The sequence below is a fragment of the Streptomyces sp. NPDC001348 genome (genome assembly GCF_053597535.1).
On sequence record NZ_JBSFIK010000018.1, the window covers coordinates 40,825 to 63,568 of the forward strand.

Below are 22,744 nucleotides of genomic sequence, written 5' to 3' on the forward strand. Positions count from 1 at the left end.
CCGCACCTCCCCATGAACAGCAAAGGCAGGCACACGCATGAGCACGCACCGGCGCAGGATCAGTGGCAGGAACAAGGCGATAGGCGCTCTCGTTGCCGCGGCGGTCGCCGGTGGCGGCGCGGTGCTGTTCACCGGGATCGCTCAGGCGGCCGGCGTGGACGCCGTGTACACGAAGACCAGCGACTGGTCGACGGGTTACAGCGCGCAGTACGTCGTCACCAACAACAGCGGCCGGACGGAGAAGACCTGGACCCTGGAGTTCGACCTCCCGTCGGGCACCAGGCTCAGCTCGCTCTGGAACGGCGAGTCGAGCGTCAGCGGGCAGCACGTCACCGTGAAGCCCGCGAAGTGGGACACCGAGGGCCTCGCGCCGGGCAAGTCCGTCACCGTCGGCTTCGTGGCGGGCGGCACCGGCGCCCCGACCGGTTGCCGCATCGACGGCGCGACATGTTCGGCCGACGGCACCGCGACCCCGGAGCCGAGCGGCCGCCCGACACAGTCACCGACGCCGACCGCGACCCCGACCCCGACCCCGACCGTGAAGCCGACGCCCACCGCGTCACCGTCTCCCACGAACAGCACCGGCAGCGGAACGACGACTGCCGCCGGCTTCGCACCCTACGTAGACACGTCCCTCTACCCCGCCTTCGACCTCCTGGCGAGCGCCGACGCCACCGGCGTGAAGAACTACAACCTCGCCTTCGTCACGGACGGCGGCGGCTGCACGCCCAAGTGGGGCGGCGTGACCGACCTGGCGAGCGACGGCGTGGCCGCTCAGATCGGCTCTCTGCGCGCCAAGGGCGGCGACGTCCGCGTCTCTTTCGGCGGAGCGTCCGGCTCCGAACTGGCGACGACCTGCTCCTCGGCGGACGCGCTGGCCGCGGCGTACGGCAAGGCGGTCGACCAGTTCAAGCTCACCAAGGTCGACTTCGACGTCGAGGGCGGCGCCCTGCCCAACACGGCCGCCAACACCCGCCGCGCCCAGGCCATCACCAAGCTCCAGGCCCAGCACCCGAACCTGGACGTCTCCTTCACCCTCCCGGTGATGCCCGAGGGCCTGACCCAGGACGGCGTCAGCCTCCTTTCCGACGCCAAGTCGAACGGCGTGAAGATCAGCACCGTCAACGTCATGGCCATGGACTACGGCCCCGCGTACAGCGGCGACATGGGGACCTACGCCGAACAGGCGGCCACGGCCACACAGGCCCAGGTGAAGAGCGTCCTCGGCCTGTCCGACTCCGCCGCCTGGAAAACGGTCGCGGTCACCCCGATGATCGGCGTCAACGACGTGTCCTCCGAGGTCTTCAAGGCCGACGACGCCACCCAGCTGGTGAACTTCGCCAAGTCCAAGGGTCTCGGCCGGCTGTCCATGTGGTCGGCGGCCCGCGACAAGCAGTGCGCGGGCGGTACGAAGCCCACCGCCGACGCCACGTGCAGCTCCATCACCCAGGAGGCGTTCGCGTTCTCGAAGGCCTTCGGGAACTTCGGCTGAGTTGCAGACCCGGGGGGCGGGGTGATCTGGGCCGGGGTTGGTGGTTGCCGTGGGGCCGCCCGCTTCTTTTGCAGTGTCGGGCTGGATCGGCCCGCGTCAAGGGCGCTGCGCGTCGCCTGCGGCGATCGGCCTGGCGGCCGACCCTTGACCCGGGCCGATCCAGCCCGTGGAAGAAGCGAGCGGGCAGCCCGGGGAAAGCGGGGGCCCGGGTGGGTGATCCCTGAGGTGGGCTGGCCTGTGGGGCGGGGTTGAGGGGCGCGGTGGCGCCTCGCCTGCACGCCTGGTGAGCTTGGCGGCGAACGGCGGGTGGGGGCGTGGGGGCTCGTGCACGCGGTAGGCGGGCGGGGGCACGCCGGGCCGACTCAGCGGCTTGCGGTGGGTCGTCGGTGCGCGATCCGGGGCGGCTTGCGGCGCAGCGGGCGGCGGGGTGGTGGTGGTCGGCCGGCTTGGCGGCCTACTCGACCACGACCGTCTCCCATATCCAGACAAACAGAACGACTGGATGGGGTGTTGGTGGCGATTGGCAGGTATGGGCCACATCCCTGCTGCCCGACCTGCGACTTTGTCACTCGCCTCTGGCTCATATCTACCAATCACTGGGTGACTGCGTCATCTAAGACCGCCGCGGACCCATCCGGGTTCCCGTCACCACCCGCCGCGCGCCAGCCACCCAGCGCCCCCACCCCGCCCCTTCGTCCGGTGCCCGCTATAGGGAGACGGGCGACCGTCTCGCGCGAAGCCGCCACGCCGACCGACCACCACCCGGTCGCCCCACTGCGCTGCAAGCCACCTCCGACCGCGAGCCGCTGAGCCGACCCGGCGTGCGGGCGAGGCGCGACCGCGCCCCCAACCCGCCCGACAGCCCAACTGGGGCCAGGGGCCGCCCTACCCGGGCCCCGCTTTCCTCGGGCTGCCCGGGTCGACGCGGCGGAGGACGGCGGCTTCCTGCTCGCCGTCGAGGCCCAGGGCAAGCCGGACCCGGACAAGCCGAGCAGCTGGACGTACTACCTGGCGCACCTGTACGCCAAGTACCAGTTGCCCCCGATCCTGCTGGTGGTGTGCCAGGACAAGGCCACCGCGTCCTGGGCGGCGGAACCGGTCCGCGTGGGTCTGCCCGTCCACACCAGCATGGCGGTCTTCCCTCTTGTTCTGGGTCCGGGCAATGTCCCCGCGGTCACCGACCCGGACGAGGCGACCGAGGACCTCGCCCTCGCCGTCTTCTCCGCGCTCGCTCACGCCAAGGATCCGGGTCTGCCTGCGATACTGGATGCGCTGGCGGCGGCACTGACCAACACCGGCGGCGAGACCGCGAAGCGCTGGGCGGAATTCACCGAAGTCGGCCTGGGCGACACCCCGGCCCGTGCACTGTGGAGGCAACTGATGGCCACGTACACACCCCGTTTCCCAGGCCGCGGCACCCTCATCGAGGAGACCCTCATCGAGGGGGAGGCCAGGGGCGAGGCCAAGGGCCGCGCCGCTGACGTCCTCCGCATCCTCGACCGGCGGGGCATCGAGGTTCCCGAGGCTGTCCGGGAACGGGTCACGTCCTGTACCGACCTGGAGGTCCTGGGCACCTGGTTCGACCGGGCGCTCACCGCCACCAACACCGAGGAGCTCTTCGCGGGCACATGACCCGCCGGTCCGGGGCGCGGCACCCCCCTCAAAGTGCCGCGCCCCGGGTTCTCAGGCCCCCGGCGCCGGCGGCGGCAGCGTTCCCGTGCGGGCCGCCCGGGCGTACCAGTGGGCGCTCGACTTCGGGGTGCGGGCCAGGGTGGCGTAGTCGACGTACACCGCGCCGAAGCGTTTGCCGTAGCCGTAGGCCCACTCGAAGTTGTCCATCAGGGACCACAGGTAGTAGCCGCGTACGTCCGCGCCGTCCTCGATGGCCCGGCGGACCGCCGAGAGGTGGCCGTGGAGGTAGGCGATGCGCTCGGGGTCGTGGACGCGGCCGTCGTCGTTCACCTTGTCGTCGTACGCCGCGCCGTTCTCGGTCACGTACAGCGGAAGGCCGGGGGCCTCCCGCGTGTAGCGCATGATCAGCTCGTGCAGGCCGGTCGGGTCGATCGTCCAGCCCATCTCCGTGCGGTCACCGGGGGTCTGGTGGAAGGCCACGTCGTCCGCGCCCGGCCAGGGGGAGTGGTCGCTCGTGCCGTGGCCGTCGGCGCGGGGGCCGCGCAGTTCCGATGCCGCCGACGAGACCAGCGTCGGCGTGTAGTAGTTCAGCCCCAGCGCGTCCAGCGGCTGGTTGGCGGCGGTGAGGTCGCCGTCCTGGACGTGGGACCAGTCGGTGAGCGACGACGTCGCCTCGAGCAGGGTCTCCGGGTAGGCGCCGTGCAGCATCGGGCCGTGGAAGACGCCGTTGGCGAGGTCGTCGATGCGGCGGCAGGCCGCCAGGTCCGCCGGGTCCTGGGAGAGCGGGCGCACGACCGAGGAGTTGAGGCTCACCGCGACCGTGTTGCGGGCCGGCATCACCGAGCGCAGGGCGGAGGCGCCCAGGCCGTGCGCCAGGTTCAGGTGGTGGGCCGCGCGCAGCGACGCCGCCGGGTCCGTACGGCCGGGGGCGTGCACTCCCGAGCAGTACCCGAGGAAGGCACTGCACCACGGCTCGTTGAGTGTGATCCACTGCTCCACCCGGTCGCCGAGCGCCTCGCCGACGATCTGCGCGTACTCGGCGAAGCGGTGGGCGGTGTCCCGCTCCGGCCAGCCGCCCGCGTCCTCCAGCTCCTGCGGCAGGTCCCAGTGGTAGAGGGTGACCGCCGGCTTGATGCCGTGCGCGAGCAGCTCGTCCACCAGGCGGCGGTAGAAGTCCAGGCCCACCTGGACGGCGGGGCCCCGGCCGGTGGGCTGCACCCGCGACCAGGAGACGGAGAACCGGTACGCCTTCAGGCCCAGCTCCGCCATCAGCGCGACGTCCTCGCGGTAGCGGTGGTAGTGGTCGACGGCGATGTCGCCGGTGTCGCCGCCGAGCGTCCTGCCCGGCGTATGGCTGAAGGTGTCCCAGATCGAGGGGGTGCGGCCGTCCTCCCGCACCGCACCCTCGATCTGGTACGCGGAGGTCGCGGCGCCCCAGAGGAAGCCGGGAGGGAAGGTCACGGACGTCTCGGGCATGGAAGCGCTCCCATGGGTTGGGGACCCCATTATGCATGGGAGCGCTCCCACAGCAAAAGGCCGAACGGCCCCCGTGGGCGGCCGTCCGGTCCAACTCACCGTTCACCTCTCGGCGTTCAGTGGCTGGAGGCTTCCATTCCGGTCCGGAAAGCCCCGGCATGGCCGCGACAGGCGTGCTGGGCACCTCCCAGCGGCGAGTGCTACGGGGATGACCTGCGGAAACGCGGTGGCGAAACCGGCCGGGACCCGGTCCGTGACCCCTGGCGGTGCGACACATTCCCGTGACGTACGGAACACGCTTGCGCAACAACGCCGATTTCAAGTCTTGACACCTGGCCCGGCAGGAACGAGTCTTCCGGCAAGCCGCGTGGGAGCGGTCCCACGGTCAACCGGGGGATGCCTCCCGTGTGGACCGCACCACCAACGGCCCTTCCCTCTGTCTCGCATCGCACATCGTTGACCAGCAGTTTCCTCACCGCACGCCGTGTGCTGCGGGCTGGCCGCCGCCCGAACCGAGAGGGCAGGTCGGGGCTGCCGAAATCCGGCGGTCCGATTCCTGAGATCCCGTTCCCACTGGAACAAGGAGTAGTGGAATGCGCATCACCCGTACCGGCGGCGGTCGTGGCCGCAGAGCAGCGGCCCTGACCACCTCGGTCCTCACGGCCTCGGCCCTGCTGCTGACCGGCTGCAGCGACGACAGCGACTCGGACGCCCAGGACTCCAACGGGAACATCACTCTCACGGTGGCCGACTACGGCCAGTTCGGCTACAAGGAAGCCGGATTGTTCGCCCAGTACCACAAGCTGCACCCGAAGATCACGGTGAAGGAGGACACGACCTCCGACGAGCAGGACTACTACCCGAAGCTCCTTCAGCAGCTGAACACGGGCAGCGGCCTGGCGGACGTCACCGGCATCGAAGTCGGCCGCATCAAGGAGGTCGTCGACACCCAGGCGGCGAAGTTCACCGACCTGAGCAAGACGATCAACGTGAACGACTGGGTCTCCTGGAAGGAGAAGCAGGCGACCGCCAAGGACGGCACGGTCATAGGCGCCGGCACCGACATCGGCCCGATGTCGCTGTGCTACCGCAAGGACCTCTTCCAGAAGGCGGGCCTGCCGACCGACCGCGAGGCCGTCGCCAAGGCGGTCAAGGGCGGCTGGGAGGACTACCTCAAGCTCGGTGAGCAGTACAAGAAGAAGGCTCCCTCCGGCACCTACTTCATGGACTCCGCGAGCGCCATGTACAACGCGGTCGTCAGCTCCTCCGCGAAGCAGTACTACGACGCCGACGGCAAGCCGATCTACAAGGACAGCCCCTCCGTGCAGCAGGGCTGGAACCTGGCCGCCGAGGCCGCGTCGAAGAAGCTGACCCAGGGCCTGGCTGAGTTCCAGGACCCTTGGACGGCCGCGCTGCGCAAGGGCAGCATCGCCACCGTGGTGTGCCCCGCCTGGATGGCCGGTCAGATCTCCGTCAACTCCGGCGACGCCTACAAGGGCAAGTGGGACATCTCCCGTGCGCCTGGCACGACCGCGGCCAACTGGGGCGGTTCCTTCCTGGCCGTGCCCAAGAGCGGCAAGCACGTCAAGGAAGCCACCGACCTGATCAAGTGGCTGACCGCCCCCGAGCAGGAGGCCGCCGTGTTCAAGGCGATCGGCTCCTTCCCGTCCAACAAGGGCGCCTACGAGCTCCCCGATGTGAAGAACGCGAAGCTCCCCTACTTCAACAACGCCCCGATCGGCCAGATCTACGCCGAGGAGGCCGCGGCCATCCCCGAGGCCGTGCTCGGTGCGAAGGACGCCACGATCAAGGACACCATCTCCACGCAGATCAACAACATGGAGCAGCGGGGCACCAAGCCCGCTGACGCGTGGAAGGCGGCGACCGAAACGATCGACAAGGCGATCGGCTGACACCCGCGGTGCGGGCGGCCCACCGGCTGCCCGCACCGCACTGCGGCGCGCGGTCCCGCGCGGGGACTCCGGCCAAGGCGTGGGGTCTCCCGGCCAGGACGGGGGGCTGTCCGAGGGGAGGCTCCCGGCCACAGGCCCGGGGCCCGCACGGGGCTCCCGGCCAAGGCGCAGGGGGCCGTCCGCACGGGGCCGGCTGTCGAACGCCGGCCGGTTCTGCGGCGTCCGGGGGACACTCCCCGGTCGCCGCACCACCGCGTCCCCAAGGCCCGGTGGCCGAGCCCGTTCCGCGGGCCGCTCGCCACCGCCCCGATCCGCGCCGGCCGGCCGGGTGCCCGGCCCGCCCCGGCCCGCCGCCTGCCCCGCACCCGGCTGAGATCCCCAGGGAAGGACTTCCCCCGTGGCAACGACAACTCCCACACGGGGCGCCCACACCCCGCCACCCGGCGGCTCCGGCGCCGTGTCGGACGGACGCAGCCGGTGGCGTACCCGGCTGTGGCGGTTCGACGACATCGCGTCCCCGTACGCGTACATCGCCCCCTTCTTCCTCATCTTCGGCGCCTTCGGGCTCTACCCGTTGCTGTACACCGGCTGGATCGCCCTGCACCGGGTCGAGATGACGAGTCTCAGCCAGTCGGAATGGGTGGGCTTCGACAACTTCACCAAGATCTTCCAGGACTCGGAGTTCTGGACGGCCGTCACGAACACCTTCGTGATCGGCGTCATCTCGACCGTCCCGCAGCTGCTCGTGGCTCTGGGCCTCGCCCACCTGCTCAACTACAAGCTGCGCGCCAGCACGTTCTGGCGGACGATCATCCTCACCCCGTACGCCACCTCCGTGGCGACCGCGGCCCTGGTCTTCGCCCTGGTCTTCCGGGCCGACGGCGGCCTGCTCAACTGGGTGCTGCACTTCTTCGGCGCGGGCAACACCAACTGGGGCAACGGGGAGTGGACCTCCAAGATCGCCATCTCGGTCATCATCATCTGGCGCTGGACCGGCTACAACGCACTGATCTACCTGGCGGCCATGCAGGCCGTGCCGACCGACCTGTACGAAGCGGCCTCGATCGACGGTGCCACGCGCTGGCAGCAGTTCCGCAAGGTGACCATTCCCTCGCTGCGGCCGACGATCCTGTTCACCATCGTCATCTCGACCATCGGCTCCATGCAGCTGTTCGGTGAGCCGCTGCTGCTGCAGGGCGGCACGCTCGGCTCCATCGGCGGCAGCGAGCACCAGTACGAGACCCTCAGCATCTACCTCTTCAACTACGGCTGGAAGCTGGGACATCTGGGCCCGGCCGCCGCCGTGGCCTGGGCCATGCTCGTCCTGCTGCTGCTCATCGCCCTGATCAACTGGATCGTCGGCCGGTTCGTGCGCAAGAGCGCGGCCTGACGGGAGCGACATCGATGACCACGACCAGTCCCACCAAGACCGCGCCGGACCTCCTCCCGGCCCCGCCCACCGCCTCCGCGAAGAAGAGGGGCAGCCGTTTCAAGCTCGGCGCCGGCCGGCAGCTCAGCGGTGGCCCGTTCACCTACCTCGCCCTGATCGTCGTCGGCCTGGGCTCGATCTTCCCGCTGTACTGGACGCTGGTGGCCGCCTCGCACGACCAGCAGCGGGTCCTCGACAGCCCACCGCCGCTCATCCCGGGCGGCCGGCTGTTCAGCAACCTCCAGTCGGCCTGGGACCAGGCCCACCTGGGGAAGGCCATCGTCAACAGCGTCATCGTGGCCGGCTGCATCACCGCGGCCACCCTGTTCTTCTGCACCCTCGCCGGTTACGCCTTCGCCAAGATGCGCTTCCGCGGCCGCGGCGCCCTGATGACCGCGGTCATCGCGACGCTGACGATTCCGCCGCAGCTCAGCGTCGTCCCGCTGTTCATGATGATGGCGGACATCGGGTGGGGCGGAAAGCTGGAGTCGGTGATCTTCCCGACCCTGGTCGGCGCCTTCGGTGTCTTCTTCATGCGCCAGTACCTGCTGGAGGCCCTGCCCTACGAGCTCATCGAGGCCGCCAAGGTGGACGGGGCGAACAACATCCGCATCGTGTGGAACGTGGTCCTGCCCGCGGCCAGGCCCGCGATGATGGTGCTCGGCATGCTCACCTTCGTGCAGGCGTGGAACGACTTCTTCTGGCCCTTCCTCGCCCTGAGCCAGCAGAACCCCACCCTCCAGGTGGCCCTCGGTCAGCTCAGCGCCTCCTACACCCCCGACCAGAGCATCGTCATGGCCGGTGCGCTGATCAGCACCCTGCCGCTGCTCCTGGTCTTCGTGATCTTCGGCAAGCAGATCGTCGGAGGGATCATGGCCGGCGCCGTCAAGGGCTGACGCCGGGCCGGCGCCCCGGGCGCCGCTTCCCCCACCGCAGCCCGGTCACTGTCCGGCTCCCTCCCCACCGCAGCCGGGCCACTGTCCGACTCTTTCCACCACTTCGGGAGCGTCCTCACGATGACCGCCGTACGAACCGAGACCACCGCCCAGTCGGGCTCAGACACGTCCTTCCCGCCGGGCTTCGTCTGGGGGGCCGCCACCGCGGCGTACCAGGTGGAGGGCGCCGCCGCCGAGGACGGCCGCACCCCGTCCATCTGGGACACCTTCAGCCACACCCCCGGGAGGGTTCTCAACGGCGACACCGGTGACATCGCTGCCGACCACTACCACCGGTACCGCGACGACGTCGCGCTGATGAAGGAGCTCGGCCTCAAGGCCTACCGGTTCTCCGTCTCCTGGTCCCGGGTGCAGCCCACCGGCCGGGGACCCGCCGTCGAGCGGGGCCTGGACTTCTACCGGCGGCTCACCGACGAACTCCTGCAGGCGGGCATCACCCCCGTCGCCACCCTCTACCACTGGGACCTGCCCCAGGAACTGGAGGACGCGGGCGGCTGGCCGCATCGTGACACCGCGCACCGCTTCGCCGACTACGCCGAGATCATGGGCCGTGCCCTCGGCGACCGCGTCGGGGTGTGGACCACTCTCAACGAGCCCTGGTGCTCGGCCTTCCTGGGCTACGGCTCCGGCGTGCACGCCCCGGGGCGCACCGACCCGGCCGCCACCCTGCGCGCCGCGCACCACCTCAACCTGGCCCACGGGAAGGCGGTCGGGGCGCTGCGGCCGCTCCTGCCGTCGTCCGCGCAGACCTCCATCACCCTCAACCTGCACCAGGTGCGCCCGCTCACCGACAGCCCCCGGGACGCCGAGGCCGCACGCCGGATCGACGCGGTCGGCAACCGGATCTTCACCGGCCCGATCCTGGACGGCGCCTACCCCGAGGACCTGCTCGCCGACACCGCGCACATCGTCGACTGGGCGGAGCTGGTGCACGACGGCGACCTGGCGGAGATCTCCCGCCCCATCGACATGCTGGGCGTCAACTACTACTCGCCGACCGTGGTCTCCGCGCCCGCCGACGGCGTCGGGGCCACCAGGAACGACGGGCACGGCGCGAGTGACCACTCCCCGTGGACCGGTTCCGACCACGTCGCCTTCCACCTCGCCAACGGCGAGCTCACGGCGATGAACTGGGCCATCGACGCCGGCGGGCTGCACACCCTGCTGACCGGACTGGCGGCCTCGCACCCGGAGCTGCCGCTGATGGTCACCGAGAACGGTGCCGCCTTCGACGACTACGTGTCCCCGGAGGGCCGGGTGAACGACCCTCGCCGGATCGCCTACCTGCACGCGCACCTGGACGCCGTCCGGCGGGCCGTCGCCGACGGAGCGGACGTGCGCGGCTACTTCCTGTGGTCCCTGCTGGACAACTTCGAATGGGGTTACGGCTACTCCAAGCGCTTCGGCGCCGTCTACGTCGACTACGCCACCCAGCGCCGCATCCCCAAGGCGAGCGCCCACTGGTACGCGGAGGTGATCCGCAGGAACGCGCTGCCGACCGGCGAGCAGGGCTGAGGCACCGGCCCGGGCCCAGGGGGCGCCGCCGTCGCTCCGGCCGCGTCCCCTCGGCGGCTTTCTCCGGCGCCGGGGGAGAAAGCCCCGCCCGGGCGAGGGACGATGGGGTCAGGGGGCGGCCGGGCCACGACTGTTACATTCCTGGCCTGAAGGCTGCGAACGGAAGGCGGCGACCATGGCGGTCAAGGGTGAGCGGAGCCGGGGCATTCGGCGGCCGACCCTGGAGGAGGTCGCCGCCCGCGCCGGTGTCGGCCGCGGCACGGTGTCCCGGGTGATCAACGGCTCGCCCCGGGTCAGCGACGCGACCCGTGCGGCGGTGGAGGCCGCGGTCGCCGAACTCGGCTACGTCCCGAACACCGCCGCCCGTGCCCTGGCCGCCAACCGTACGGACGCGATCGCCCTGGTCGTGCCCGAGCCGGAGACCCGGTTCTTCTCGGAACCGTACTTCTCCGACATCCTGCGTGGCGTCGGCGCCGAACTGTCCGACACGGAGATGCAGTTGCTGCTGATCTTCGCGGGCAGCGACCGGGAGCGGCAGCGGCTCGCCCAGTACCTCGCCGCCCACCGGGTGGACGGCGTCCTGCTGGTCTCGGTCCACGCCGACGACCCGCTGCCCGACCTGCTCGCCCAGCTGGAGATCCCGGCCGTGATCAGCGGCCCGCGCTCGGCGGGGGAGACCCTCACCTCGGTGGACTCGGACAACTACGGCGGCGGCCGTTCGGCCGTGGAGCACCTGCTGGCCCGCGGCTGCCGCACGATCGCGCACATCACCGGCCGCCTCGACGTGTACGGCGCCCAGCGCCGCGTGGACGGCTACCGGGAGGCCCTGCGCGAGGCGGGCCGTCCCGTGGACGAACTGCTCATCGAGCCGGGCGACTTCACCGAGGAGGGCGGCAGCCGCGCGATGACCCGGTTGCTGGAGCGCAGGCCGGCCCTGGACGCGGTCTTCGCCGGCTCGGACGTCATGGCGGCCGGCGCCCGGCAGGCGCTGCGCGAGGCCGGCCGGCGCATCCCCGACGACGTGGCCCTGGTGGGCTACGACGACTCGGCCATCGCCCGCCACATGGACCCGCCGCTCACCAGCGTCCGCCAGCCCATAGAGGAGATGGGCCGCGCGATGCTCGACCTGCTCCTCGCGGAGATCGCGGACCGCCGCCCCGCCGGGTCCCGGGAGCTGGAGCGGCGGCAGGTGGTGCTGCCCACCGAGCTGGTGCCGCGGGCCTCTTCCTGAGGCCCGGGGGCCGGTCCGGGGGCTGGGTCCGGGGCCGGGGACCCGAGGCGGGGCGGAGAGGGGCGGGAGAAAACGAAGCAGCCGGTGACCCGTCTTGCGACGGAGTCACCGGCTGACTCAGGGTGAGTGACGGGACTCGAACCCGCGGCATCCTGGACCACAACCAGGTGCTCTACCAGCTGAGCTACACCCACCATGACCGGCAGTTCGAGGAGTGTTCTCCCCGACCGGCCGAGAAAAAGTGTACAGGGTCCGAAGGGGTGCTCGCGCCAGGCTTTCGCGGCGCCCCTCCGCCGGCCCCGCGGAACGCCTACTGAGCGGGCAGGACGTGCTTGGCGGCGATCGCCTTCGCCGTGTCGGAGTCCGGGCCGGGCTGCGGTACGAAGACGGCCTCGCGGTAGTAGCGCAGTTCGGCGATCGACTCGCGGATGTCGGCGAGGGCGCGGTGGTTGCCGTTCTTCTCCGGGCTGTTGAAATAGGCGCGCGGGTACCAGCGGCGGGCGAGCTCCTTGATGCTGGACACGTCGACGATCCGGTAGTGGAGGTACTCCTCCACCTTCGGCATGTCCCGGAGCAGGAAGCCGCGGTCGGTGCCGACGGAGTTGCCGCACAGCGGCGCCTTGCCGGGTTCCTTCACGTGCTCCCGTACGTACGCCAGGACCTGCTCCTCGGCGTCCGCCAGCGTGGTCCCGCCGGGGAGCTCCGCGAGCAGTCCGGACGCGGTGTGCATCCGACGCACCACCTCCGGCATCGTCTCCAGCGCCTGGTCCGGCGGACGGATGACGATGTCCACCCCCTCGCCGAGTACGTTCAGCTCGGAGTCGGTGACGAGGGCGGCCACCTCGATGAGCGCGTCGTCGGACAGCGAGAGGCCGGTCATCTCGCAGTCGATCCACACCATGCGATCGTTCATGTGTCTAACCTTACGCGGCGGTAGCGCATCCGGCCCCGGTCCTGCCGGGCTCTGCTGGGGGCTGGGCTGCCGCCCCCGGCGAACGAAAGCGGGCCGGGGCGTGTGCCCCGGCCCGTCCTCGTCACATCCCGCTACGCGGCCCCGGCACGCTGGCCGACAGGCTGCGCCGGGCCTGCATCGGCACGCCGGCCTCCGGGTGCAGCAGGGCCGGCACCGGGCCCACCGGCCCGCCCGGTGCGGGCAGTGGCGGCTCGGCGTCGGCGGGCTTGTCGCCCTGGGGGCGACGGGCGCGGTAGGCGGCCCGGTAGGCGGCGGGCGAGGAGCCCAGCTGGCGCCGGAAGTGACCGCGCAGGGCCACGGGCGAGCGGAAGCCGCAGCGGCCCGCGACCTCGTCCACCGAGTAGTCCGACGTCTCCAGCAGCCGCTGCGCCTGCAGCACCCGCTGGGTGATCAGCCACTGCAGCGGAGCACTCCCGGTGAGTGACCGGAAGCGGCGGTCGAAGGTGCGCCGGCTCATGTACGCCCTCGCCGCCAGCGTCTCCACGTCGAACTGCTCGTGGAGGTGCTCCAGCGCCCAGGCGACGACCTCCGCGAGCGGGTCGGCGCCGATCTCCTCTGGTAAAGACCGATCGAGATAGCGCTCCTGGCCGCCCGATCGGCGTGGCGGGACCACCAGGCGTCGCGCCAGCGCGCCCGCCGCCTCGTTGCCGTGGTCCGACCGCACGATGTGCAGACAGAGATCGATTCCGGCCGCCGTCCCGGCCGACGTCAGCACATCGCCGTCGTCGACGAACAGCTCACGCGGATCGACGTGCACGGACGGATAGCGCTTGGCCAGCGTCGGCGCGTACATCCAGTGCGTGGTGGCCGGCCGTCCGTCCAGCAGGCCCGCCGCCGCCAGCACGAACGCGCCGGTGCACAGGCCCACGATGCGTGCGCCCTCCTCGTGCGCACGGCGCAGCGCGTCGAGCGCCTCCTCCGGTGGCGGAGAAGTGATCGAACGCCATGCCGGCACGACGACCGTGCCGGCGCGTGAGATGGCCTCCAGGCCCTGTGGTGCGGTGAGTTCCAGGCCCCCTGTGGTCCGCAGCGGGCCTTCCTCGCCGGCGCACACCAGCAGTCGGTAGCGCGGCACTCCGGCGTCCTGGCGGTCGATCCCGAACACCGAAAGCGGTATGGAACTCTCGAAGATGGGCCCGCCGCTGAACAGCAGCACGGCGACGATCTCCTTGCGACGTCGCCCGGACAGCTTCCGGGCCGCGGCTTCCGGCGCGGCAGTGGAGTCGTGGCTCATCCTGCTAAGCCCCCCTCGGTGGTCGCGGCTCCTCGGTTGTGTCGCTCCTGCACGTTTCCCCTCGGTCCTGCACGAGTCCCCCGCCGTAAGACAGTCAAGATCGAATCTACTGCGTCCCGCGCCGCCGCGGTGACCAGATCGGCACCCGGCGCATTGTCGACATGACAACTTGGCGTGAAGCATTCGATCACGAAGCGTTGCACTCGTGGGCCGTACAGGGAAGTGCGCCTCGTCGCAGTGGCCAAACCGCGTAGGGTGCGCAGGGTCCCGTGGACCCTTTCCGTGCAGGTCGAACGGGGGTTGAGGGGTGGTTCGGCCCCTCCCTGCCCGGTGTACGGAAGTTGGCTGAAAAGATGCGGTCCTGGGTGCCGAAACCGGTCAGTCGACCGGTGTCCCGCCCCGGGTGTGACGTCCGCCTCCTCGTCCGCCCGCCTGCCCGCCTCCTCGTGCGCCGCCCTGTCCGCCTCCTCGCCCGCCTTCCCGCCCGTCTGCCCGGGATGCCGAACGTACCGCGCAGCGCTCCGAGCGGCGCAGCAGGACCCGGCACACGCCGGTGACGGCGGCCAGACCCAGGGCGGTGCCGGCCGCCCCGGCGAGGGAGGTGCCGTACCAGAGCAGGACCACGGGGACGAGGACGCAGCTGAAGGCCGCCCAGCGGACCACGTCGCCGGCCGCGTCGGGGGTGGGGCGGGGGTCGCTGGTGGGTCGTGGTCCGGACATCTCGTACTCCCTGGTCGTACTCCTTGCCGCGGTGGCGCACGTGGTTAAACGCCGGTTCGACCCGTCGGTCACTGTGCGTGTCGGCCGGATGGCGTCCGGCTGTCCGAATCCCTCGCAAACCGCCTGTACGGGGCAGCAACCATTGCGTTACGGGCGTCGCTCGTGCATGCTCCGGGGAACCCCTGCGGACTCCGGGGGGACCCCATGCGGAGCCTGTCCAGGACTCTGGGCCGAGGAAGCTTGCCGCCGTACCCTTGGGGGTATGGGCTTGGGAAGGTGTTTCCAGGACACAGCTCCGTCGCACAGTGTCGTCCCATCCGAAGGATCACAACGCCGAGACAGCCATGGCCGGTCACGAATTCTCTGAACCCGCGGACCGCAAGCGGCCGGTCGCCGATCCCACGGCGGCCGATCCCCTGGCGGCGGAAGAGCCACGCGCTTCCTGCGACCCCGCCTTCAAGCACGGAGTGGTCGTCGGCTTCGACGGTTCCACGTCCAGCGAGCGGGCCCTCGCCTACGCCATCGGCATGGCGAACCGCTCCCGCTCGGGCCTGATCATCGTCCACGTCGCCAACCGGCTGCCCACGACCGTGTGGGCGGGGTGCGAGCCTCCCGTCTTCGTCGACGTGCCCGACCACCGCACCGAGGTGCTGGGGCTCGAGCTGGCCTGTGCGGACTACCTGGCCGAGGTGCCCTGGATCCTGGTCGAGCGCGGCGGTGACATCTGCCACGAGCTCGAAGAGGTGGGCCGGGAGTACGAGGCCGACGCGATCGTGGTGGGCTCCACGCACGGCGTCGTCGGACGGCTCTTCGGTTCCGTGGCCGGGCGGCTCGCCAAGCGGGCGAAGCGGCCCGTGGTGGTCATTCCGTAGACAGCTGTCACACCGTCAACTCCCTTCGCACGACGCGCTACGAAGCGTCAACCTACTTGTGCGTAGAAGTGTTTGTGCCCTTGTGAAGGGCATATATCGCTCACCGCACAACTGCACATGCACGAAGGGAGCCCGCCGTGGACAACGACGTCTCTGCGGGAAGCACCACCACGATCGTCGGCCGACTCGCCCTGGGGATCACCCTGTTGGCCTTCGGCCTCGGACACACCGGCGTGATCGGCGGCCTGACGGCGGCGGACGCCCTGTCACTTGCCCACTACGTCGGCGGCGTTGCCCTGTTCGTCGCCGGCCTGTTCGCCCTTCGCGACCGTGACACCGTCACCGGTACGGCGTTCTCGGCGCTCGGCGCGCTCTGGTTCACCTGGGCCGTCTCGGCCGGCAACCAGGCCTCGGACAACGCGGCCGGGCTCTTCCTGCTGCTGTTCGCCCTCGTGGCGCTGTCGCTGACCCTCGCCGGCGGGGACCCGCTCGGCCAGGGTACGTACGGGCTGCTGTTCCTGGCGATGCTGCTGCTCGCGGTGGCCCGCTTCGCCGGCAGTCCGGCACTGACCAAGGCCGGCGGCTGGGCGGCCGTCGCCGCCGGCGGCGTGGCCTGGTACGCGGCCACCGCGGTCCTCGCGCACTGGCCGACGGCCCTTCCGAGGCGTGCTGCCGGCCGGGGTGTGACGGCCGCCGGCTGAGGCAGCCGCGGGCCGGGGACTGGGCGGTCCCGGCCCCTGAAGAGAGCGACCCCCTGGGCCGGGAGGCGTCAGGGGGTCGCTCACGCCCCGCAAGGGGCACGGGCGTCACGGCGCGTCGATCACTCCACCGTCACCGACTTGGCCAGGTTCCTCGGCTTGTCGATGTCCCGGCCCAGGGCCAGCGCCGTGTGGTAGGCGAGCAGCTGGAGCGGGATGCCCATCAGGATCGGGTCCAGCTCGTCCTCGTTCTTGGGCACGACGATCGTCTGGTCGGCCTTCTCCTGCTCCTGGTGGGCGACCGCGAGGATCTTGCCGCTGCGGGCCTTGATCTCCTCCAGGGCCGCGCGGTTCTTCTCCAGCAGGTCGTCGTCCGGCACGATCGCGACCGTCGGCAGGGCGGGCTCGATCAGCGCGAGCGGGCCGTGCTTGAGCTCGGAGGCGGGGTAGGCCTCGGCGTGGATGTAGGAGACCTCCTTGAGCTTCAGGGAGGCCTCGCGGGCCACCGGGTAGCCCCGGACGCGGCCGATGAAGAGCATCGAGCGGGCCTCGGCGTAATTCTCGGCCAGCTTCTTCACCTCGTCCTCCTGCTCGAGGATCTCGGAGATCTGCGCGGGCAGCTTGCGCAGGCCCTCGATGATCCGCCTGCCGTCGCGCACGGAGAGGTCGCGGGTGCGGCCCAGGTGCAGGGCGAGCAGGGCGAAGGCGACCGTGGTGTTGGTGAAGCACTTGGTGGACACCACGCACACCTCGGGCCCGGCGTGCACGTAGATGCCGCCGTCGGCCTCGCGGGCGATCGCGGAGCCCACCACGTTGACCACACCGAGCACCCGGGCGCCCTTGCGCTTGAGCTCCTGGACGGCGGCCAGCACGTCGTACGTCTCACCGGACTGCGAAACGGCGACGTACAGCGTGTCGGGGTCCACGACGGCGTTGCGGTAGCGGAACTCGGACGCGGGCTCGGCGTCGGCGGGGATACGGGCCAGTTCCTCGATCATCTGGGCGCCGATCATGCCCGCGTGGTAGGAGGTGCCGCAGCCGAGGATCTTCACCCGGCGGATCCGGCGCGCCTCGCGGGCGTCCAGGTTCAGACCGCCCAGGTGCACGGTGGAGAAGCGGTCGTCGATGCGGCCGCGCAGCACGCGGTCCACGGCGTCGGCCTGCTCGTGGATCTCCTTGTGCATGTAGGTGTCGTGGCCGCCCATGTCGTACGACTCGGCCTCCCACTCCACGGTGGTCGGCTCGGCCGTCGTGCGCGTGCCCTCGGTGGTGTAGGTGCGGAAGTCGTCGGCCTTGAGGGTGGCCATCTCGCCGTCGTCGAGGGTCACTATCTGCCGGGTGTGGGCGACCAGCGCGGCGACGTCGGAGGCGACGAACATCTCCTTCTCACCGATGCCGAGGACCACCGGAGAACCGTTTCGGGCCACCACGATGCGGTCCGAGAAGTCGGCGTGCATCACCGCGATGCCGTAGGTGCCCTCGACGACCCGCAGGGTCTCGCGGACCTTGTCCTCGAGCTTCTCCGCCTGCGAACGGGCGATGAGGTGGGTGAGGACCTCGGTGTCGGTCTCGGACAGGAACTCGACGCCGTCCGCCTCCAGCTTGCGGCGCAGGTCGGCGGCGTTGTCGATGATGCCGTTGTGCACGACGGCGACCTTGTGGTCGGCCGACATGTGCGGGTGGGCGTTCACGTCGGAGGGGGCACCGTGGGTGGCCCAGCGGGTGTGGGCGATACCGGTGGTGCCCTTGAACCGCGCCGGAACCCTGGCCTCCAGGTCACGGACCCGGCCCTTGGCCTTGACCATCTTCAGACCGGCCGACTTCGGGGAGGTGACGACGATGCCCGCCGAGTCGTAGCCGCGGTACTCCAGGCGCTGCAGGCCCTCCAGGAGCAGCGGGGCGACGTCACGCTTCCCGATGTATCCGACGATTCCGCACATATAAAGGTATCCCCAAGCTTCCGTTCAGCCGTAGACGATGCGCCGCAGTTGCCTGAGCGTGAGCTCGGGCGGGGCCACCGCACGGTATTTCAGGTCCGCCCCGATCCGTTCGAAGATCGCCGCGTTCACCAGGCCCTGCGCCTGGAGTTCGCGGTGGCGGCGACGGACGTAGTCCTCGGTCGTCTCGTCGAAGAAGGCGAGCACGTCCTGTACCACCCGCAGCGCCTCGCCCCGGTTCAGGGTCGTGGACCGCGTCAGGTGATCAACAAGTTCGTCGTGCACCCGGTAGATCCTGAGGTACCGGCGGCGGTTTCGCAAGAATCCTGCCCGATTTCGGGCAACAGGCTGGTGAATCTCCTAGTGGTGCTCTGTTCGCAAGCTGTCCATCAGGTGTCTTGCGTCTCGTCGCCCGGACAGGCGAGTTTCAGACGTCATGGACATTCCTCGTATGGGAGTACCCGATCAGCTGGCCGAGCGCATGAGCATGGCCGAGCAGCACGAATACCTGCGCTCCAGATTCTCGCGGCGCACCATGATCAGAGGCGGCGCCGTCACGCTGGGTGCCGTCACCGGCGGCGCGTTCGTGCCGGGCGCCACCGCCCAGGCCGCCGTCCCCACCCGGTCGACCGCCCCCGCCACCGAGAAGGTCGACGGCGCGCTCGTCGCCCCCTTCGGCCGCCACCTCGCCTACGGCAACGACCCGCGCACGGAGATGACGATCTCCTGGCAGGTCCCGGTGGCCGTGAAGAAGCCGTTCGTCCGCGTCGGCGCCCACCCCTGGGACCTCTCCCGCAAGATCGAGGCCGAGGTCCGCACCCTCCACACCCCGGCCGGCGTCGGTGCGAGCGGCGACCACACCCAGTACTACGTGCACGCCAAGCTGACCCACCTGCGCCCCGGCAGGACCTACTACTACGGTGTCGGCCACCAGGGCTTCGACCCGGCCGAGCCGCACCTGCTCGGCACCCTGGGCACCTTCACCACCGCCCCCGCCCACAAGACACCGTTCACCTTCACCGCCTTCGGCGACCAGGGCGTCAGCTACCACGCGCTGGCCAACGACAGCCTGATCCTCGGCCAGAACCCGGTCTTCCACCTGCACGCCGGCGACATCGCCTACGGCGACCCGACCGGCGCCGGCAAGACCTCCGACACCGGCTTCGACTCACGCACCTGGGACCAGTTCCTCGCCCAGACCGAGTCGGTCGCCAAGTCCGTCCCGTGGATGGTCTCCTACGGCAACCACGACATGGAGGCCTGGTACTCGCCCAACGGCTACGGAGGTGAGGAGGCCCGCTTCACCCTGCCCGACAACGGGCCGGACAAGAAGCACCTGCCGGGCGTCTACTCCTTCGTCCACGGCAACACGGCGGTCATCTCCCTCGACCCCAACGACGTCTCCTTCGAGATCCCGGCGAACCTGGGCATCTCCGGCGGCACCCAGACCACATGGTTCGAGGCCCAGCTGAAGAAGTTCCGGGCGTCGAAGGACATCGACTTCGTCGTCGTGTTCTTCCACCACTGCGCGTACTGCACCTCCACGGCGCACGCCTCGGAGGGGGGCGTGCGACAGGAGTGGGTGCCGCTGTTCGAGAAGTACACGGTCGACCTCGTCATCAACGGCCACAACCACCAGTACGAGCGCACCGACGTCATCAAGGGCAACGCGGTCACCAAGAAGCTGCCGATCGGCGGCACCGCGTACCCCGAGTCCGAGGGTGTCGTGTACGTCACGGCGGGCGCCGCGGGCCGCAGCCTGTACGCCTTCTCCGCGCCGGACTCCTACGAGGGGCACCTGAACGAGGTCGACTCCGTCGCCTCCTTCGTCAACACCAAGGACGGCAAGGTCGACGAGACCGTCGCCTGGTCCCGGGTGCGCTACCTCAACTACTCGTTCCTGCGCGTGGACGTGGAGCCCGCGCCCCAGGGTCACTACGCCAGGCTGAAGGTCTCGGGCATCGCGGAGACCGGTGACCGGATCGACCACTTCACGGTGGCGCGCAGGGCCAAGTAGCCGAATCCGGCCGGTAGCCGGCACAGGCGGTCCTCACATCCTCCTGAGGACCGCCTGTTTGGCCGTCGTGAACTCCTCGTCGGTGAGCACTCCCTCACGGTGCAGCTCACCCAGCTCCCGCAGCCGCCGCAACAGGGCGTCGTGGTCGTCCCCGGCGGGGGAGGGCTGCCCGAGGAGCCGGGGCGCGTCCGGGCCCGCGTCCTTCCCGTCGGTCGCCGACGGGTGCGGCAGCCGCGCCTGCACCGCCGCGGCGACCAGCGCCATCAGCGGGTCCTTCTTGAAGCCCCACAGCTCCACCGCGTTCGGGTCGTACTTCGGCGGCGCCTTGGTGACCGCGCCCCGCACGGTGAACCGCAGGTGGCCGTTCTCCAGCCCGGCCGACGGACACCACTCGACGCCGGTGATCTCCTCGACGGGTATCGCGCGGGCGCCGGCCGCGGCCTTGGCGTCCTCCGTCTTCCAGTTCCACTCCAGGCGCACCCGCTCACCGTCGAAGCTCGCCGTGCCGTCCCCGGCGGACACCGACAGCGGGACGGAGGGGCCGGGCAGCAGGTACTCGGTCACGGGACCGGACGGAACCCCGTCCAGCAGCAGCGCGCCCCGCACCTCGTCCGCGAAGTACTCGGCGACGCCGTACCGGTCGGACTCCACGGCCAGCCGGTAGGGGTCGTGGGGCTCGGCGAGCCTCCCTCCGGTCGCCTGCAGCAGCGGATCGGCACCGTCGCGCAGCCGCAGTCTCAGCCGCCCCGACTTCCTGCCCTGCTCGAACGAGACCGCCGCCAACGCCCGTAAGGGCACGGTCACTTCCCCCAGTGTCCGGCGCACCAGACCGACGTTCTTGTCCCGCCCGGGAGTCAGACGCAGCGCGTCACCGTCGAAAACCCACGTCCCGTCCTTCTGGATGATCTCCGCCATACGGGGATTGTTTCACCGGATCTTGCGGGAGAGTGGTCTCTACCACTCGCGAAGTGAAGGGAGCGCGCTTGTGAGACGGCACCACAGAACGACTCCCCGTGTCACCCGACTGCTCGGCTCGCTGCTGCTGTTGGCGGCGGGCACGTTCACGCTCGGCGTGGCGCCGGCGGAACGCGTGACCGCCGACCAGCACCATGTGATCCCGCTCGGCAGGATCGTCCCGGCCCCCGCCTCCGTGGAACCGGGCGGAGCGCCCTACCGCATCGACCGCGACACCGCAGTACGTGTCGACGACAACTCTGAGGTCCGCCGGGTCGGCGCCTACCTGGCGGGCATCCTGCGCCCCTCGACCGGCTACCGCCTGCCCCTCACCGCGCACGGCCACGGCGGTATCCGACTGCGCCTCGCGAAGGGCCCGTTCGGTGCCGAGGGCTACCGCCTGCACAGTGGAGCCGACGGCGTCACCCTCACCGCCCGCACGCCCGCCGGCCTCTTCCACGGTGTCCAGACCCTGCGCCAGCTCCTGCCGCCCGCTGTCGAGAAGCACTCGGTGCAGCGCGGCCCGTGGCAGGTCGCCGGCGGCACCGTCCAGGACGCCCCGCGCTATCCCTACCGCGGAGCGATGCTCGACGTCTCCCGGCACTTCTTCACCGTCGGACAGGTCGAGCGCTACATCGACGAGCTGGCCCTCTACAAGATCAACGAACTGCATCTGCACCTCAGTGACGACCAGGGCTGGCGCATCGCGATCGACTCCTGGCCCCGCCTCGCCACGTACGGCGGCTCCACCCAGGTCGGCGGCGGCCCGGGCGGCCACTATACCAAGGCCGACTACCGGGAGATCGTCCGCTACGCCGCCTCCCGCTACCTGGAGGTCGTCCCCGAGATCGACATGCCCGGCCACACCAACGCGGCCCTCGCCTCCTACCCCCAGCTGAACTGCGACGGCACCGCACCCCCGCTGTACACCGGCACCGAGGTCGGCTTCAGCTCACTGTGCGCGCCGAAGCCGGTCACCTACGACTTCGCGGACGACGTCATCCGCGAGCTCGCCGCGCTCACCCCGGGCCGCTACCTGCACATCGGCGGAGACGAGGCGCACTCCACCAGCCACGCCGACTACGCGGCCTTCATGGACCGGGTGCAGCCGATCGTCGCCAGGTACGGCAAGACGGTCATCGGCTGGCACCAGTTGACCGGGGCCACCCCGGCGAAGGGGGCCCTGGCGCAGTACTGGGGCCTGGACGACACCGCCGCCGCGGAGAAGGCGCAGGTCGTCAAGGCCGCCGAGCACGGGACCGGACTGATCCTGTCCCCGGCCGACCGGCTCTACCTGGACATGAAGTACACCGAGGACACCCCGCTCGGCCAGGACTGGGCGGGCCTGGTGGAGGTGCGACGGGCCTACGACTGGGACCCGGGCGACTACCTCCCGGGGGCCCCTGCCGCAGGGATCAGGGGCATCGAGGCACCGCTGTGGACCGAGACCATCCGGACCTCCGCGGACATCGACCGCATGGCCTTCCCCCGGCTGCCCGGCGCCGCCGAACTGGGCTGGTCCCCGGCGGCCACCCACGACTGGGACGCCTACAAGGCGCGTCTGGCGGCCCAGGCCCCGCGCTGGGACGCACTCGGCATCGGCTACTACCGGTCGCCCCAGGTGCCCTGGCCGGCCGGCTGACACAGGGCCGACGGGCACCCCGGTGGACCGTACACCGGGGCGCCCGTCCGTCC

General features: G+C 70.7%; 18 protein-coding genes and 1 tRNA gene. 11 read left to right on the forward strand and 8 right to left on the reverse strand.

Translation table 11 applies throughout. The features are described 5' to 3' along the window. Nucleotides 1-37: 37 nt before the first annotated feature. Together ACWC21_RS20170 and ACWC21_RS20175 are read left to right on the forward strand one after the other, a co-directional pair. Nucleotides 38-1,492 (forward strand): glycoside hydrolase family 18 protein, encoded by a 1,455-nt coding sequence (locus tag ACWC21_RS20170; RefSeq protein WP_450883628.1) that lies wholly within the window; start codon nt 38-40, stop codon nt 1,490-1,492. 1,035 nt (nt 1,493-2,527) lie between these two features. Beyond that, on the forward strand, nt 2,528-3,124 hold the full coding sequence (locus tag ACWC21_RS20175; RefSeq protein WP_450883630.1) for a hypothetical protein: 597 nt from the start codon (nt 2,528-2,530) through the stop codon (nt 3,122-3,124). A 51-nt stretch (nt 3,125-3,175) separates the two neighbouring features. Here ACWC21_RS20175 and ACWC21_RS20180 read toward each other — a convergent pair whose 3' ends face one another. Further along, the gene (locus tag ACWC21_RS20180; protein WP_450883632.1) at nt 3,176-4,600 is read right to left on the reverse strand and encodes a GH1 family beta-glucosidase; all 1,425 of its coding nucleotides are present in this window, start codon (nt 4,598-4,600) and stop codon (nt 3,176-3,178) included. 593 nt (nt 4,601-5,193) lie between these two features. Between ACWC21_RS20180 and ACWC21_RS20185 the strand changes: the two genes are divergently transcribed. The 5 genes from ACWC21_RS20185 (at nt 5,194) to ACWC21_RS20205 (ending at nt 11,644) form a co-directional block, all read left to right on the forward strand. Next, on the forward strand, nt 5,194-6,513 hold the full coding sequence (locus tag ACWC21_RS20185) for an ABC transporter substrate-binding protein (protein ID WP_450883634.1): 1,320 nt from the start codon (nt 5,194-5,196) through the stop codon (nt 6,511-6,513). Between the two features lie 397 nt (nt 6,514-6,910). Beyond that, entirely contained in the window at nt 6,911-7,903 is a 993-nt protein-coding gene (locus ACWC21_RS20190) for a carbohydrate ABC transporter permease (RefSeq protein WP_450883636.1), read from the forward strand. Nucleotides 7,904-7,917: 14 nt separating this feature from the next. Next, entirely contained in the window at nt 7,918-8,838 is a 921-nt protein-coding gene (locus ACWC21_RS20195) for a carbohydrate ABC transporter permease (RefSeq protein ID WP_450883638.1), read from the forward strand. A 120-nt stretch (nt 8,839-8,958) separates the two neighbouring features. Next, nucleotides 8,959-10,413: a GH1 family beta-glucosidase gene (locus ACWC21_RS20200; protein WP_450883640.1), complete on the forward strand. Its 1,455-nt coding sequence runs from the start codon at nt 8,959-8,961 to the stop codon at nt 10,411-10,413. A 175-nt stretch (nt 10,414-10,588) separates the two neighbouring features. Continuing rightward, entirely contained in the window at nt 10,589-11,644 is a 1,056-nt protein-coding gene (locus ACWC21_RS20205) for a LacI family DNA-binding transcriptional regulator (RefSeq protein WP_450883642.1), read from the forward strand. Between the two features lie 121 nt (nt 11,645-11,765). Here the strand turns inward: ACWC21_RS20205 and ACWC21_RS20210 are convergent. From ACWC21_RS20210 to ACWC21_RS20225, 4 genes are all read right to left on the reverse strand, one after another. Beyond that, nucleotides 11,766-11,838 (reverse strand) — tRNA-His (locus ACWC21_RS20210). Nucleotides 11,839-11,954: 116 nt separating this feature from the next. Beyond that, on the reverse strand, nt 11,955-12,557 hold the full coding sequence (gene orn / locus ACWC21_RS20215) for an oligoribonuclease (protein WP_389154489.1): 603 nt from the start codon (nt 12,555-12,557) through the stop codon (nt 11,955-11,957). A 121-nt stretch (nt 12,558-12,678) separates the two neighbouring features. After that, nucleotides 12,679-13,851, reverse strand: a complete 1,173-nt coding sequence (locus tag ACWC21_RS20220) for a helix-turn-helix domain-containing protein (RefSeq protein ID WP_450883644.1) — start codon at nt 13,849-13,851, stop codon at nt 12,679-12,681. A gap of 378 nt (nt 13,852-14,229) precedes the next feature. Beyond that, nucleotides 14,230-14,571 (reverse strand): hypothetical protein, encoded by a 342-nt coding sequence (locus ACWC21_RS20225; protein ID WP_450883646.1) that lies wholly within the window; start codon nt 14,569-14,571, stop codon nt 14,230-14,232. A 344-nt stretch (nt 14,572-14,915) separates the two neighbouring features. On the opposite strand from ACWC21_RS20225, the gene ACWC21_RS20230 reads away from it, so the two are divergent. Together ACWC21_RS20230 and ACWC21_RS20235 are read left to right on the forward strand one after the other, a co-directional pair. Then, nucleotides 14,916-15,443 carry a universal stress protein gene (locus tag ACWC21_RS20230; RefSeq protein WP_450883648.1) on the forward strand — a complete coding sequence of 176 codons (528 nt, stop codon included), beginning with the start codon at nt 14,916-14,918 and terminating at the stop codon, nt 15,441-15,443. A 137-nt stretch (nt 15,444-15,580) separates the two neighbouring features. Next, complete coding sequence (locus tag ACWC21_RS20235) at nt 15,581-16,144, forward strand: GPR1/FUN34/YaaH family transporter (RefSeq protein WP_450883650.1); 564 nt, start codon at nt 15,581-15,583, stop codon at nt 16,142-16,144. Between the two features lie 119 nt (nt 16,145-16,263). On the opposite strand, the gene glmS is transcribed toward ACWC21_RS20235, so the two are convergent. Next, nucleotides 16,264-18,081 carry a glutamine--fructose-6-phosphate transaminase (isomerizing) gene (gene glmS / locus ACWC21_RS20240; RefSeq protein ID WP_450883652.1) on the reverse strand — a complete coding sequence of 606 codons (1,818 nt, stop codon included), beginning with the start codon at nt 18,079-18,081 and terminating at the stop codon, nt 16,264-16,266. A gap of 24 nt (nt 18,082-18,105) precedes the next feature. Next, on the reverse strand, nt 18,106-18,363 hold the full coding sequence (locus ACWC21_RS20245) for a hypothetical protein (protein WP_450883804.1): 258 nt from the start codon (nt 18,361-18,363) through the stop codon (nt 18,106-18,108). Between the two features lie 166 nt (nt 18,364-18,529). Here ACWC21_RS20245 and ACWC21_RS20250 point away from each other — a divergent pair, with 166 nt between their 5' ends. Continuing rightward, nucleotides 18,530-20,095 (forward strand): purple acid phosphatase family protein, encoded by a 1,566-nt coding sequence (locus ACWC21_RS20250; protein ID WP_450883654.1) that lies wholly within the window; start codon nt 18,530-18,532, stop codon nt 20,093-20,095. Between the two features lie 33 nt (nt 20,096-20,128). On the opposite strand, the gene ACWC21_RS20255 is transcribed toward ACWC21_RS20250, so the two are convergent. Beyond that, nucleotides 20,129-21,010 carry a DUF4429 domain-containing protein gene (locus ACWC21_RS20255; RefSeq protein ID WP_450883656.1) on the reverse strand — a complete coding sequence of 294 codons (882 nt, stop codon included), beginning with the start codon at nt 21,008-21,010 and terminating at the stop codon, nt 20,129-20,131. Nucleotides 21,011-21,080: 70 nt separating this feature from the next. Between ACWC21_RS20255 and ACWC21_RS20260 the strand changes: the two genes are divergently transcribed. Continuing rightward, the gene (locus tag ACWC21_RS20260; protein ID WP_450883658.1) at nt 21,081-22,691 is read left to right on the forward strand and encodes a beta-N-acetylhexosaminidase; all 1,611 of its coding nucleotides are present in this window, start codon (nt 21,081-21,083) and stop codon (nt 22,689-22,691) included. Nucleotides 22,692-22,744: the final 53 nt, after the last annotated feature.